The organism is Sphingomonas aliaeris, from assembly GCF_016743815.1.
Taxonomy (GTDB): domain Bacteria; phylum Pseudomonadota; class Alphaproteobacteria; order Sphingomonadales; family Sphingomonadaceae; genus Sphingomonas; species Sphingomonas aliaeris.
In genome coordinates, this window is record NZ_CP061035.1 from 2,428,794 (window position 1) to 2,442,825 (window position 14,032).

The following is a 14,032-nucleotide window of genomic DNA, read 5'->3' on the forward strand; positions in this document are numbered from 1 at the left end:
CAAGCGCAGGACTAACATTGGAAGCGGATCGAACCCGGCCCTTTGGCGCAGAACGAAGTCAGCCCTCGAGTTCGCGCAGCAACGTCCGCACCGCACCGTCGATATCGCGATCCGTATCGCGCAGTTGCTCGATCCGGCGCACTGCGTGGATCACGGTCGAATGGTCGCGCCCGCCGAACTTCCGTCCGATCTCGGGCAGCGACCGGGTGGTCAGCCGCTTGGCGAGGTACATCGCGATCTGGCGTGGCCGCGCCACCACCACCGCACGCCGGGCAGACACCAGATCGATCGTCTTCAGCTCGAAATGCGCCGAGACCGCCTTCTGGATCTCGTCGATCGTGACGCGGCGTTCGGCCCCGCGCAGTACGTCGCCAAGCGTCGCCACGGCGAAATCCAGGTCGATCCGGTCCCCGGTCAGCTGCGCATAGGCGACCACACGGCCCAGCGCGCCTTCCAGATCGCGAATGCTCTGCGTGATCCGCCCGGCGAGCAGGTCCAGCACCTCGCCCGGCACGTTGGCGCCCGGCATGTCCGCCAGCTTGCGGGTCAGGATCGCGCGGCGCAGCGTCAGGTCCGGCGCCTTGATATCCGCCACCAGCCCGACCGACAGCCGCGACGTTATGCGCGCCTCGACTCCGTCCAGACCCTGCGGGCAGCGATCGGCACAGATCACCAGCCGCTTGCCGGCCGCCATGACCTCGTTGATCGTGTGGAAGAATTCTTCCTGCGTCGAATCCTTGCCGGCGATGAATTGCAGGTCGTCGATCAGCAACAGGTCGGCGGAGCGCAGCCGCGTCTTGAACGTATGCGTGTCGCGCGCGCGCATCGCCGCGACGAATTCGAACATGAACCGCTCGGCCGACATCAGGATGACGCGCGCCTCGGGCACCGCCTCCAGATAGGCCGCACCGATCGCGTGCATCAGATGCGTCTTGCCCTGCCCGGTCCCGCCATGCAGGAACAAGGGGCTGAACCGCGGCACACCCGGCTCGGCAAGCGCCTTGCCGGCGTTGAACGCCACCTTGTTCGACGCATCCACGACGAACCGGTCGAAGGTGAAGCGCGCGTCGAGCGGCGGGCGCTCCGATACCATTACAGCGGCGGCGACCGGCGCCTCGGACGTCTCGACCGTCAGCACGGTCGGCTGCGCCACCGATGCCGCGCGCGTCTCGATCGATACGCTGCGGACGTCGGGCAGGATCGCCCGGAATTCAGCCACCAGCCGGTCCGCATAATGATTGCGCACCCAATTGGTCATAAAGGCGGATGGCAGCGCGAGGCGGATCGCGTCGACGGCGCCGTCGTCGATCAGCTCCATCGGCTTCAGCCACTGATCGAACAGGCGTGCGCCCGCCGACTCACGCAGATGCCCCCGCACGGTCGCCCATGCGCGCACAGCATCGCCCGGTCGGTTGGTCGCAGACGCCATCTATCGTGCACCCTCTTGCCGCACAGCGAGGATTTTGCCCCCTCGCCGGTCGATTGAAAAAAGACAAAAAACTCCCGCAGCCGGAATCGAGTCCGCCTGACGCCGAAGCTTTTGCATTGGAATGCGGTGGCGAGTCCGCCGCCGCGTCAGATCAATTAGGGAGATCGGCGGGAGTCGATCAACCTCAATATTTCCGATTTGTGACCTTGACAGGGAACGGGCCAAGGATTCCCGTCGTATTTCTCACAAGTGCCTGAAAACACTTAGATATCGCGGTGGATTAACTATCCCCGTTCGATCCGGTACGTGCGAATCGCGACGAATCCTACGTTTTCCGGGGACCGTCCCAGATCGGCCATTTCACTGATCGTGCGCGATGTTGCGGGTGCGAAACGTGCGGGAAATGCACACGACAAAAAGCCCGCCGGGACGGGTCCCGACGGGCGTGATGCCTAAACGATATCGCCGAAATCAGGCGAGTGCGGACAGCGCCTTTGTCAGGCGCGAGAATTTCCGCGATGCGGTGTTCTTGTGGAACACGCCCTTCGCGACGCCGCGAGCCAACTCCGGCTGAACCTGCGCAAGCGCTGCAGCGGCAGCTTCCTTGTCGCCAGCCGTCAGGGCATTTTCGCACTTCTTCACGAAGGTACGGATGCGGCCGACGCGGTTGCCGTTCACAATGGTGCGCGCCGCGTTACGACGGATACGCTTTTTCGCCTGTGGCGTGTTCGCCATGATATCCTCGACTTTGAAATAGAAAGGGGCGCGGAATCGCTCCGGCCCCGGAAAGCGTCGCCCTTACCGAGGACGCGCGATCCGGTCAACCTTCAACGTTGGCATTTGGGGCACCAGAAGGTCGAACGTCCGCCCTCGCTATACCGCTTTACCTTGCCGCCGCAGGCACATGGCTCGCCCTCGCGACCATAGACTGCGAATTGCTTGGAAAAATATCCCAGCTCGCCGTCCGGGCGCGCATAGTCGCGTAGGGAGGATCCGCCTGCCTCGATCGCCGCCAGCAACACCTCCCGGATCGCGACGACGAGTCGCTCCAGCCGCGGCAGCGATATCCGCCCCGCGGCGGTCTTTGGCGAGATCCGCGACAGGAACAAAGCCTCGCAGACGTAGATATTGCCCAGCCCCGCGACGATCCGCTGGTCGAGCAGCATCAGCTTGATCGATGCCTTGCGCCCCGCCAGCGCCGTGAGCAGGTGCTCCGCGGTCAGGTTCGGTCCCAGCGGCTCCGGCCCCATCGCGCCGAACGGGGGATACGCGTCCAGCGCGTCGGTCGGCCACAGATCGACCGAGCCGAATCGCCGCGGATCGTTCAGCGCCAGGTGCCGCCCCGCCTCGGTGGCGATCAGCAGGTGGTCGTGCGGCAGCACCTCCGCCGGATCGACCCGCCACCGCCCCGACATGCCAAGATGGAAGATCATCGTATCGCCGCGATCCGTCCCGATCAGCCCATATTTCGCACGCCGGCTCAGTCCGGTGATCGTCGCTCCGGTCATCCGCTGGCGCAGGTCGACCGGAAATGGCCGCCGCAAATCGCCGCGCCGCGTCTCCACCGATGCCACCCGCGCACCGTCCAGCACGGGCCGCAGGCCGCGAACGGTCGTCTCCACTTCGGGCAGTTCGGGCATGCTGGTCCTTGCGCGGCGGATCGTTCCGCATCCCCGGATTCGCACGAACGGGCGCGACCGCGACACATACCGAACGAACGGAGGTTGTTACCCGAGCTAGGTTGCGTTTGCCCCTGCCACAAGCCTTGGCTAGAGCGCAGGACATGACCACGCCAGACACCGTCTCCTTCGGGTACGAAGATATCGCCGCTTCCGAAAAGACCGCCCGCGTCGGCGGCGTCTTCACCAACGTCGCGTCGAAATACGATTTGATGAACGACGCGATGTCCGGCGGCATGCACCGCCTGTGGAAGGACCGCTTCGTGCGCCGCGTGAAACCGCGCGATGGCGAACAGATTCTCGACATGGCGGGCGGCACGGGCGACATCGCCTTCCGCCTGGCCGAACATGGCGCATCAATCACCGTTGCGGACATCAATCCCGCGATGCTCGAAGTGGGCATGGACCGCGCCCAGAAGCGCGGGATCGACGGTCTCGTCTGGACCGAGGCGAATGCCGAGGTCCTGCAATTCCCGGATCGCTTCTTCGACGCCTATACGATCGCCTTCGGCATCCGGAACGTCACCGACATTCCGGCCGCCCTGAAGGAGGCGCACCGTGTGCTGCGTCGCGGCGGGCGTTTCTATTGCCTTGAATTCTCGACCACATTGTGGCCCGGCTTCGGCGAGATATACGACGCCTATTCGCACAAGGTCGTGCCCAAACTCGGCCAATTGCTCGCGGGCGATGCGGGTTCGTACCGCTATCTAATCGAATCGATCCGCCGCTTCCCGGACATGGAGAAGTTCAAGGGCATGATCGCCGATGCGGGCTTCGTCCAGACGCGCGTCGAACCGATGCTCGGCGGACTGGTGGCGATCCACAGCGGCTGGAAGATTTGATGGCCCTCCCATGTAAAGCCCCTCCCCTTCAGGGGAGGGGTTGGGGTGGGGGAAGTCTCACCGAGATCATCCTTTGTGGCCTTCTCCGCCCCAACCCTTCCCGCGTCCGGCAGGGCACCTTCCTTCTACTCCCCTCCCGCTTGCGGGAGGGGTCGGGGAGGGCCTGATCCAATCTCCGTCGCCCCGTGGCAGACACCCCCTCCCCCACCCCCTCCCGCAAGCGGGAGGGGAGCCTAAGTGACATCGTCCGCCACGCATCTCTGGCGCCTGCTGAAATGGGGCCGCATCCTCGCGCGCCACGGTGCGCTGAGCGGGATCGAGCGCGATCCGAACACGCCACCCACGATCCGCCGCCTCGCCCGCGTCGCCCGCTTCGGCGCCCGCGTTCCCAAAATCCCCGCTTATGCCGACGCGCTCCAGGCGATCGGGCCCGCCGCGATCAAGCTCGGCCAGTCGCTCGCCACCCGCCCCGATATTGTCGGCGAGGCGGCGACTTTGGACCTGCTGCGGCTGCAGGACGCGCTGCCCCCGGTTCCGTACGAAACGATCCACGCCGCGATGACGCGCGCGTTCGGGCGCGACCCCAGCGCGCTGTTCCGGTCGATTGATCCCGTCCCCGTCGGCGCCGCCTCGATCGCGCAGGTCCACCGCGCGGTCACGACCGACGGGCGCACCGTCGCCGTGAAGGTCCTCCGCCCCGGCGTGGAGGAGGATTTCGCGCGCGCGATCGATACGTATCAATGGGCCGCCGCACAGGTCGAAGGGATGGGCGGCGAACTCTCCCGCCTGCGCCCGCGACTGGTGATCGAGACGTTCAAGCGCTGGACCGCGCGCGAACTCGATCTGCGTCGCGAAGCCGCCTCCGCGTCCGAACTCGCCGATTCGATGGCCGCAGAACCCGATTTCGTCGTGCCGAAGATCGACTGGCAGCGGACCAGCGGCAAGGTGTTGACACTCGAATGGGTCGACGGGATCAAGCTCAGTAATCGCGCGGCGCTGATCGAGGCGGGGTACGACGTCCCCGCGATCGCCAACACGCTCGTCCATGCGTTCCTGCGCCAGGCGATCGCGGAGGGATTCTTCCACGCCGACATGCATCAGGGCAATCTGTTCGCCTTGCCCGGCAACCGCATCGCCGCGATCGATTTCGGCATTATGGGGCGGATCGATCGCCGCGCCCGCGTCTGGTTGGCCGAGATCCTCTACGGTCTGATCACCGGCAATTATAAGCGCGTCGCGGAAATCCACTTCGAGGCGGGCTACGTCCCGGCGCATCACAATGTGGAGGAATTCGCCACGGCTCTGCGTGCGGTCGGCGAACCGATGCGCGGGCTGGCAGTGAAGGACATGTCGATCGGCATGATGCTGGACGGCCTGTTCAACATCACGCGTGACTTCGACATGCAGACGCAGCCGCATCTGCTGCTGCTGCAAAAGACGATGGTGATGGTCGAAGGCGTGGCGACCAGCCTCGATCCGGACATCAACCTGTGGGACACGGCGGCGCCGTTCGTCCGCGAATGGATCCGTACCGAACTGGGTCCCGAGGCGTTCGTCGCCGACCGCCTGATCACCGATCTGCGCACCTTCGCCCGATTGCCGGAACTGATCCGCAATATCGAGGCGCGCTACCCCTCGCCCGGCGGCGCTCCCCCGGCTCCACCGCTGCAGGAGATCGAGATCGTACGCATCGGCGGTGGCTGGCGCTATCTCGCGGTCGCGATTCTGAGCGCGGGCGCCGCAGTCGCCGCCACCTGGGCGTTGCTCGGATGATCGCCGGCGTCCTGCTCGCTTTGTCGCAGGCGCTGCCCGCCGCGCCGCCGCAGGAGGCGGTGGACGAGATCGTCGTCACCGCGATCGACAAGAAGAAATGCCGCGTGCGATTTGCCGATCGCGACATGAACGACACGGAATTGCGCCGCCGGTCGGAGGAATGGGCCGCGGGCAAGCCGCTCCGCGTCGTCGCGCGCGCCAGCACCGACATAAAGTGCCTCGCGAAGATCGCCTTCCAGCTGGCCGATCGCGGAGTCACGCGCATCCAGTTCATCGAGCCAAAGGATCTGGCGACGCTTCCCCTGGCGGTCCAGCCGTGATCGGCCGCGCACTCAAGCCCGTATGGCTGTCCGCGCCGAGCCGCTATGCGGGCATCGCCCCGACGCGCGCCCGCTGGGTCTTCGCCGCGCTCGCCCTGCTGCTTGCCGCCAGCCTCACCGCAATTATCGCGCCCGGACCGCCGCCGGTCAGCCAGGATGCGAGCACCGCCAGCCGCGCCGACGACCAGGCCGATGTCGTGCTATACAGAATCGATCGTCGCGGGGCTTCGCGCGGGCGGCAATTACTATGCCGTCACCGCCGCGGCCTTGCGGGCGGGCGATTATCCGCTGCGCCCGTTCGTCACCTTCCGTCTGCCGACGCTCGCGGTGATCCAGTCGCACCTGCCCGAACCGGTGACGATCGCCTTGCTCTACCTGCTCGCGGCCGGCGTCCTGCTCGCCTGGTATGGGCGGTTGCGCAATGCATTCGCGCGCCCCCGCCCCGTCTCATCGCGCTCATCCTGCTTGCCGCGGGAATGGTGGTGTTCGTCCAGTCCGATCTCGCCGGCTTCCACGAAGTCTGGGCCGGCCTGCTCGTCGCTCTGTCACTCGCGCTCCGCCGTCCGGGTCGCTGGGTCGAGGCGGTCGCGATCGGGATGGTCGCGATGCTGATTCGCGAAACCGCCGCGCTATATGTGGCGATCATGGCCGTCATGGCGTTCGCCGAGGGTCGGCGTCGCGAATCCTGGGCTTGGGCGGGCACGCTGGCCATGCTCGCGATCGTCGTCATCCTGCATGCGCGTGCCGTCGGACAAGTCGTCCGCCCGCTCGATCCAGCGTCGCCCGGCTGGTCGGGGATGCTCGGCTTCGGTTTCTTCGTGAAGACGATGGGCCTTTCGACCGCGCTGAACCTCGCCCCCGGCTGGATCGCCGCCTTGCTCGTCGGGCTCGCCCTGTTCGGATGGTCGGCGTGGCGCGACATGCTGGCGTTGCGCGCGCTCGCCATGTTCTGCGGCTATGCGGCGCTGCTCGCGCTGTTCGGCCGCGTCGATACCTTCTACTGGGGATTGATGATCGCGCCCACGATCCTGATCGGCTTGGCGTTCGTGCCCGACGCGCTGCGAGATCTCGCCGCGGCCGCCCGCGACCGGCGCAAGATCACCGTGACCCGGCTGACGCTATGAAGATCCTCCTTATCGTCGCGGGCGGCATCGCCGCGTACAAATCCGCCGAACTGATCCGCCTCTGCCGCAAGGCCGGCATATCGGTGAAGTGCGTCATGACCGACAGCGCCCATCATTTCGTCACCCCGATGACGCTCGCCGCTCTATCCGAAAATCAGGTCTACACCACCTTGTGGGACCTGAAGGACGAGACGGAGATGGGCCATATCCAGCTCAGCCGCGAAGCCGATCTCGTCGTCGTCGCGCCCGCCACCGCGAACATCCTTGCAAAGATGGCCGCCGGTATCGCGGACGACCTCGCCACGACGTTGCTGCTCGCGACCGACAAGCCGGTGCTCGCCGCGCCCGCGATGAACGTCCGCATGTGGCTGCATCCCGCCACACAGCGCAACGTCGCGACCCTGCGCGGCGACGGCATCACCGTCATGGAACCCGATGAAGGCGCCATGGCGTGCGGCGAATATGGCCCCGGCCGCCTCCCCGAACCGGACGCGATCCTCGCAGTGATCCGGGCCGCACTGGCGACATGATCTCCGCGCCCGATCGGACCGCACTCGCCGGCAAGCATATCCTCGTCACCGCCGGGCCGACCCACGAACCGATCGATCCCGTCCGCTACATCGCCAACCGGTCCTCGGGCCGGCAAGGCTTCGCGATCGCCGCCGCTCTGGCCGAGCGCGGCGCCCGCGTGACGCTGGTCGCGGGACCGGTCACGCTCGATACGCCGCCCGGCGTACGGCGTATCGACGTCGAAACCGCGCTCCAGATGTCTGCCGCCGTAGACGCCGCCCTGCCCGCCCACGCTGCGGTGATGGTAGCAGCCGTCGCCGACTGGCGCGTCGAAGGCATGCCGCAGAAGATCAAGAAATCCGGTGCACCGCCAGTGCTGACACTGGTTGAGAATCCCGACATCCTCGCCGGCCTGGCAAAAAGCCCCCGCCGCCCCGGATTGTTGATCGGATTCGCCGCGGAGACCGAAAAGGTCGTCGAACACGCCACCGCCAAACGCGCGCGCAAGAACGTCGACTGGATCGTCGCCAACGACGTCTCCGGCGATGTCATGGGCGGCAGCGCCAATACCGTGCACATCGTCACGGCGCACGGCGTCGAGAGTTGGGAACGATTGCCGAAGGAAGACGTCGCCGCCCGCCTCGCCGACAGGATTGCCGAGGCGCTACGCTAAAGCCCGAACGTGCCCGCTCCCCCGATCCGCAGATCTCGGCGACGGCGCGCATATCAGCAATTTCAAGAAAATGGTGGAGCCGAGGGGGATCGAACCCCTGACCTTTCGCATGCCATGCGAACGCTCTCCCAGCTGAGCTACGGCCCCATCGTCCCCGTCTGGTTGGCCCGGGAAGGCGTCGCCCCTACCGGGGCTCCGCAGGTTTGGCAAGCGGCGTTCGAACGCCGCCTGCCACTTTATTCAACCTGGCCCCGGAAAACCGGGGCGAACGATCAATGCTCGTCGTCTTCCACCGGCGCTTCCACGCCGATATCGTCGTCGCCGCCCAGATCGACTTCGTCGTCGGGCGAGATTTCCTCGTCCTCGCCGGTGTCGATATCCTCGTCGTCGCCGGCCAGATCGTCATCCTTCTTGACCAGGTCGGGCTTGGCCGCCTCGAACGGCAGCGGCTGCTTCGACTTCAGGATCGGTTCGGGCGTCCAGGTCGATCCGCACTCGATGCACGTGACGGGATCGTCCTTCTCGAGATCGTAGAAGCGCGTTGCGCATTTCGGGCACGTTCTCTTCGTGCCCCATTCGGCCTTGATCATAGCCTTGGTCCAACCTTTCGAATTTTTCGGGTTTGCAGGATAGGAACTGCCCCGCATCGCTGCAAAGTGGGGCGCGCCTTGCCATAGCACAAGCGCACTGTCAAAAGCCCGGCGCTCATGTCGCACTCAACCCCCGCCCCCGCCAGATCCACGCCTCCGGCCCCTTGCGCGGTCGCGTCGCGGTGCCGGGCGACAAATCGATCAGCCACCGCGCGCTGATGCTGTCCGCGCTTGCGGTCGGCGAAAGCCGCATCGAAGGGCTGCTGGAGGGCGAGGACGTGCTCGCCACCGCCGCCGCGATGCGCGCGATGGGGGCGACGATCACGCGCGGCGACGACGGCATCTGGACCGTTCACGGCGTCGGCGTCGGCGGGCTGATGCAACCCGCGACCGCGCTGGACATGGGCAATTCCGGCACCTCTACACGCCTGCTAATGGGTCTCGTCGCCAGTCACGACATCACCGTCACCTTTATCGGCGACGCATCGCTGACATCCCGGCCGATGGCGCGCGTCATCGATCCGCTGTCGCAGATGGGCGCGGATATAACCGCCTCGCCCGGCGGGCGCCTGCCGCTGATGGTGCGCGGGCTGAACCCCGCCGTACCGATCACCTATACGCTCCCGGTCGCCTCGGCCCAGGTCAAGTCCGCCATCCTGCTCGCCGGGCTCAACACGCCCGGCACCACCCGCGTGATCGAACCCGTCGCCACCCGCGATCATAGCGAACGGATGCTGGCAGGGTTCGGCGCGGACCTGACCGTCGAGCAAACGCCGGAGGGCCGCGTCATATCTCTGGTCGGCGAGGCCGAGTTGAAGCCACAGCAGATCGTCGTGCCGGGCGATCCGTCCTCCGCCGCTTTCCTCGTCGTCGCCGCGACGATCGTCCCCGGGTCCGACGTGGTCGTCGCCAATGTCGGCCTGAACCCGACCCGCGCCGGCATCTTCACCGCGCTGCGTATGATGGGCGCGGACATCACCGAACTCGATCCCCGCACGGTCGGTGGCGAGCCGGTCGCCGACCTGCGCGTACGCCATGCGAAGCTTACCGCGATCGAGGTACCGGCCGATCTCGCACCCAGCATGATCGACGAATATCCCATCCTGTTCGTCGCCGCCGCCTGCGCCACCGGCACGACAGTGGCCCGCGGCGCGCACGAGCTGCGCGTCAAGGAATCGGACCGTATCGCCGCAATGGCCGCGGCGCTCGGCGAGATCGGCGTGCGGACCGAGGAATATGACGACGGCCTCGCGATCCACGGCAGCGGCGGCGCGGGCCTGCCCGGCGGCGGCACGATCGCGACGAAACTCGATCACCGTATCGCGATGAGCCTGTCGGTCGCAGCTCTGGTGTCCGATCGCCCCGTCGAAATCGATGATGCGTCGCCCATCGCAACCAGTTACCCTATATTCTTCGCGTCCCTTGACGCGCTCAGAGGAACCAACGACGTGGCCGCCGCATGATCATCGCCGTCGACGGACCCGCCGCGTCGGGCAAGGGCACGATCGCCCGCTCGCTCGCGCGTCACTACGGCCTGCCCTATCTGGATACCGGCCTGCTGTACCGTGCGGTTGCCGAGAACGTCCGCCGCATGGAATTGAACCCGGAGATCGAGGCCGACGCCGTCGCCGCCTGCGATTTCGAGGATGCGCTGCTTGACGATCCGGTCCTGCGCACCGACGACGTCGGCAAGATGGCGTCCATCGCGTCCGTCCACCCGCTGGTGCGCGCCGCCTTGTTCCACCGCCAGCGCCGCTTCGCCAACCAGCCCGGCGGCGCGGTGCTCGACGGACGCGATATCGGCACCGTAATCGCGCCTGAGGCCGACGCCAAGCTGTTCGTCCGCGCCACGCCCACGATCCGCGCCAAGCGCCGCCACGCCGAACTGCGCGACAACGGCTCCAGCGTCAGCCTGGACAAGGTGCTTGCGGACATCCGCGCCCGCGACCTGCGCGATTCGACACGCAGCGCGGCGCCGCTCGTGGCGGCGAACGACGCGGCCCTGCTCGACACCAGCTTCCTGTCGATCGAAGCCTCGCTGCAACGCGCGATCGAACTGGTCGATCGGCAGGTGGCGCTTCGTGCCGAACGAGACGCCTACCGCTCGTCATAAGCGACACCTGCCGTCTGCGACTTGCAATGTTGGGAATCGCCTGCTTCGCTTTCCGGTCATGGAAACCGCTTGTCGACGCCTCCTCCCACGCCGCCTTCTCCGGCGCGCAGGGGTGGCAAGTAAGGCGTACGTGTCGTCAACTTCGTCAACTTGGCCTGTCGCGACTCGGCCGGACGGATATCTATCGAACTGTTCGCTACTAACGATCAAACGGGCATCGCTTCCGCCCGGCACGCGCCCCAACGAAAAAAAACGGCGATCGGATGCGATCCTTCCAAACGCGCAGATAACCTTGCGTTTTACGTCCCTTTACGCTAGGGGCGCGTCCGTCCGGCGGGCTATGCTCTCGGAGGAAGGCTTTGGTGGCATGTCCCCCTCGCCCTTTTCGCATACTTCCCGCGTTGAGACTCCTCCATCACTGTCCGAACGGATGTCGCGTCCGGCATTCGGCCGCCGCGGCGTTTTGGCCAAGACCACCGGAGACAACCGGTTGGCCGGAAACAGAATTTAGGACTGATACATTTTATGGCCACTCAGGCACATCCCACCCGTGACGATTTCGCAGCCATGCTCGACGAGCAGTTCGGCGGCGCCGACAGCTTCGAAGGCCGCGTCGTCAAGGGCACCGTTACCGGAATTGAAAACGACCTCGCCGTCATCGACGTCGGCCTGAAGTCGGAAGGCCGCGTGCCGCTTCGCGAATTCGCAGCGCCGGGCCAGAAGGCCGATCTGAAGATCGGTGACGAAGTCGAAGTCTATGTCGATCGCGTCGAGAACGTTCATGGCGAAGCGATGCTGTCGCGCGATCGCGCACGCCGCGAAGCCGCATGGGACAAGCTGGAAACCGAATTCGCTAAGACGGCGCGTGTCGAAGGCACGATCTTCGGTCGCGTGAAGGGTGGCTTCACCGTCGACCTGAACGGCGCCGTGGCGTTCCTGCCCGGTTCGCAGGTCGATATCCGCCCGGTCCGCGACGTGACCCCGCTGATGGACATCCCGCAGCCGTTCCAGATCCTGAAGATGGACCGCAAGCGCGGCAACATCGTCGTTTCGCGCCGTGCGATCCTCGAAGAGACGCGCGCAGAACAGCGTTCGGGCCTCATCCTGTCGCTGGCGGAAGGCCAGATCATCGACGGCGTGGTCAAGAACATCACCGATTACGGTGCGTTCGTGGACCTCGGCGGCATCGACGGCCTGCTGCACGTCACCGATCTCAGCTACAAGCGCGTCGGTCACCCGAGCGAAGTGCTGAACATCGGCGACGTCGTGAAGGTGCAGATCATACGCATCAACAAGGACACGCAGCGCATCAGCCTCGGCATGAAGCAGCTGGAGAGCGATCCGTGGGATGGCGCGATGGCGAAGTATCCGATCGGCGCGAAGCTGTCGGGCCGCGTCACGAACATCACCGAATATGGTGCGTTCGTCGAACTGGAGCCGGGCATCGAAGGCCTCGTCCACGTGTCGGAAATGAGCTGGACCAAGAAGAACGTCCATCCGGGCAAGATCGTCAGCACTTCGCAGGAAGTCGACGTCATCGTGCTCGAGGTCGATTCGGAAAAGCGTCGCATCTCGCTCGGCCTCAAGCAGGCTCAGGCCAATCCTTGGGAAGCCTTCCTGGAAGCGCATCCGATCGGTTCGACCGTCGAAGGCGAAGTCAAGAACGCGACCGAATTCGGTCTGTTCATCGGCCTCGACAACGATGTCGACGGCATGGTCCACATGTCCGACATCGCCTGGGGCGTTTCGGGCGAGGACGCGCTCAACCTGCATCGCAAGGGTGAGACGGTTCAGGCCATCGTGCTCGATATAGACGCCGAGAAGGAGCGCATCTCGCTCGGCATGAAGCAGCTTGAGCGTGGCGCACCGGCAGCCGGCGGCGTTGCCGCAGGCGGCACGGCAGCGGCGGGTTCGGGTCTCAACAAGAACCAGGTCGTCACGGTCACCGTGCTCGAAGTTCGCGACGCAGGTCTCGAAGTTCAGGTCGGCGACGATGGCGCTACCGGCTTCATCAAGCGTACCGATCTCGGCCGCGACCGCGACGAGCAGCGTCCGGAGCGTTTCCAGGTCGGTCAGAAGTTCGACGCGATGGTCACCGGTTTCGATCGGTCCAAGAAGCCGACCTTCTCGATCAAGGCGATGCAGATCTCGGAAGAGAAGCAGGCCGTTGCGCAGTATGGTTCATCCGATTCGGGCGCGTCGCTGGGCGACATCCTCGGTGCCGCGTTGAAGGCACAGAGCGAAGACAAGAAGTAAGATACCGACTGGCGGGAGGTCCTGATGGGCCTCCCGCCTTTATTTTCGATCATGTGGTTCGTTTTGGGCGTTTTTGCCGCCCCGATCGCCGAGTCTCTTCTGGAAGATTGAGGCAGATCAAGTTATTGCACCCCCGGCATCCTCGAGGATGACCGATTCTCGTTTCGCATACGACACGATGTGTCTCATTTAGAAATGCCTTGGGGGGCGCTACAATGATCCGGTCCGAACTCGTAGATACGCTTGCACAAGACAATCCCGATCTTTCCGTCCGTGATATCGAAGCGATCGTGGGGACGTTCTTCGACGAAATCACCAAGCGCTTGGCGCAGGACGGCCGCGTCGAATTGCGCGGCTTTGGCGCATTTTCCACCCGGGCCCGTGATGCCCGCACCGGCCGCAACCCGCGCACCGGCGAAACCGTCGATGTCGAGGCGAAGCGCGTACCGTATTTCAAGCCCGGCAAGGAAATGCGCGCGCGCCTGAACGTCTAATCTATTGTAATATTTAACGAACTTGTCCGCCTGCGATCACGGTGGTTGATCGCCGGCGGACAGAGACGGGTTAGCGGTTGACGCCAATCGCTCGCCACGCCACCAGAGCCGCAACGCGGACGTGGCGAAATTGGTAGACGCACGGGACTTAAAATCCCTCGCCCTTCGGGTGTGCGGGTTCGAGTCCCGCCGTCCGCACCATTGTACTTTTCCGGTGGCGCGCACTTTG

At 65.4% G+C, this 14,032-nt stretch carries 12 protein-coding genes, 2 tRNA genes and 1 pseudogene; 10 read left to right on the top strand and 5 right to left on the bottom strand.

Features of this window, described 5'->3' with window-relative positions; translation table 11 throughout:
• Positions 1-58: 58 nt before the first annotated feature.
• The 3 genes from dnaA to mutM form a co-directional block, all read right to left on the bottom strand.
• Positions 59-1,429 carry a chromosomal replication initiator protein DnaA gene (gene dnaA, locus H5J25_RS11435; protein WP_202091057.1) on the bottom strand — a complete coding sequence of 457 codons (1,371 nt, stop codon included), beginning with the start codon at positions 1,427-1,429 and terminating at the stop codon, positions 59-61.
• A gap of 471 nt (positions 1,430-1,900) precedes the next feature.
• Positions 1,901-2,164, bottom strand: coding sequence for a 30S ribosomal protein S20 (rpsT, locus tag H5J25_RS11440; protein ID WP_202091059.1), 264 nt, complete (start codon positions 2,162-2,164; stop codon positions 1,901-1,903).
• A 92-nt stretch (positions 2,165-2,256) separates the two neighbouring features.
• Positions 2,257-3,069, bottom strand: a complete 813-nt coding sequence (gene mutM, locus H5J25_RS11445) for a bifunctional DNA-formamidopyrimidine glycosylase/DNA-(apurinic or apyrimidinic site) lyase (protein WP_202091061.1) — start codon at positions 3,067-3,069, stop codon at positions 2,257-2,259.
• A 143-nt stretch (positions 3,070-3,212) separates the two neighbouring features.
• Here mutM and H5J25_RS11450 point away from each other — a divergent pair, with 143 nt between their 5' ends.
• From H5J25_RS11450 to coaBC, 5 genes and pseudogenes are all read left to right on the top strand, one after another.
• A complete protein-coding gene (locus H5J25_RS11450) occupies positions 3,213-3,950 on the top strand; it encodes a class I SAM-dependent methyltransferase (RefSeq protein WP_202091063.1) in 738 nt (245 codons plus the stop codon).
• Positions 3,951-4,187: 237 nt separating this feature from the next.
• Positions 4,188-5,723: a 2-polyprenylphenol 6-hydroxylase gene (gene ubiB / locus H5J25_RS11455; RefSeq protein WP_202091065.1), complete on the top strand. Its 1,536-nt coding sequence runs from the start codon at positions 4,188-4,190 to the stop codon at positions 5,721-5,723.
• Positions 5,720-6,043: a hypothetical protein gene (locus H5J25_RS11460; RefSeq protein ID WP_202091067.1), complete on the top strand. Its 324-nt coding sequence runs from the start codon at positions 5,720-5,722 to the stop codon at positions 6,041-6,043. Before ubiB ends, H5J25_RS11460 begins: the two co-directional genes overlap by 4 nt.
• A complete protein-coding gene (locus tag H5J25_RS11465) occupies positions 6,040-7,167 on the top strand; it encodes a glycosyltransferase family protein (protein ID WP_225883075.1) in 1,128 nt (375 codons plus the stop codon). The genes H5J25_RS11460 and H5J25_RS11465 overlap by 4 nt, the downstream gene beginning before the upstream one ends.
• Positions 7,164-8,350: pseudogene (gene coaBC, locus H5J25_RS11470) on the top strand (bifunctional phosphopantothenoylcysteine decarboxylase/phosphopantothenate--cysteine ligase CoaBC). The gene H5J25_RS11465 and the pseudogene coaBC overlap by 4 nt, the downstream one beginning before the upstream one ends.
• A 71-nt stretch (positions 8,351-8,421) precedes the next feature.
• Here the strand turns inward: coaBC and H5J25_RS11475 are convergent.
• Together H5J25_RS11475 and H5J25_RS11480 are read right to left on the bottom strand one after the other, a co-directional pair.
• Positions 8,422-8,497 (bottom strand) — tRNA-Ala (locus H5J25_RS11475).
• 125 nt (positions 8,498-8,622) lie between these two features.
• A complete protein-coding gene (locus tag H5J25_RS11480; protein WP_202091074.1) occupies positions 8,623-8,940 on the bottom strand; it encodes an FYDLN acid domain-containing protein in 318 nt (105 codons plus the stop codon).
• A 164-nt stretch (positions 8,941-9,104) separates the two neighbouring features.
• On the opposite strand from H5J25_RS11480, the gene aroA reads away from it, so the two are divergent.
• The 5 genes from aroA to H5J25_RS11505 all read left to right on the top strand — a co-directional run bounded on the left by aroA (position 9,105) and on the right by H5J25_RS11505 (position 14,004).
• Complete coding sequence (gene aroA, locus H5J25_RS11485; protein ID WP_225883076.1) at positions 9,105-10,403, top strand: 3-phosphoshikimate 1-carboxyvinyltransferase; 1,299 nt, start codon at positions 9,105-9,107, stop codon at positions 10,401-10,403.
• A complete protein-coding gene (cmk, locus tag H5J25_RS11490; protein ID WP_202091076.1) occupies positions 10,400-11,053 on the top strand; it encodes a (d)CMP kinase in 654 nt (217 codons plus the stop codon). Before aroA ends, cmk begins: the two co-directional genes overlap by 4 nt.
• Positions 11,054-11,578: 525 nt before the next feature.
• Positions 11,579-13,309 carry a 30S ribosomal protein S1 gene (rpsA, locus tag H5J25_RS11495; RefSeq protein ID WP_202091078.1) on the top strand — a complete coding sequence of 577 codons (1,731 nt, stop codon included), beginning with the start codon at positions 11,579-11,581 and terminating at the stop codon, positions 13,307-13,309.
• A gap of 215 nt (positions 13,310-13,524) precedes the next feature.
• Positions 13,525-13,803, top strand: coding sequence for an integration host factor subunit beta (locus tag H5J25_RS11500; protein WP_202091080.1), 279 nt, complete (start codon positions 13,525-13,527; stop codon positions 13,801-13,803).
• Positions 13,804-13,918: 115 nt separating this feature from the next.
• Positions 13,919-14,004: transfer RNA gene (locus tag H5J25_RS11505), tRNA-Leu, on the top strand.
• The last annotated feature ends 28 nt before the right edge of the window (positions 14,005-14,032 follow it).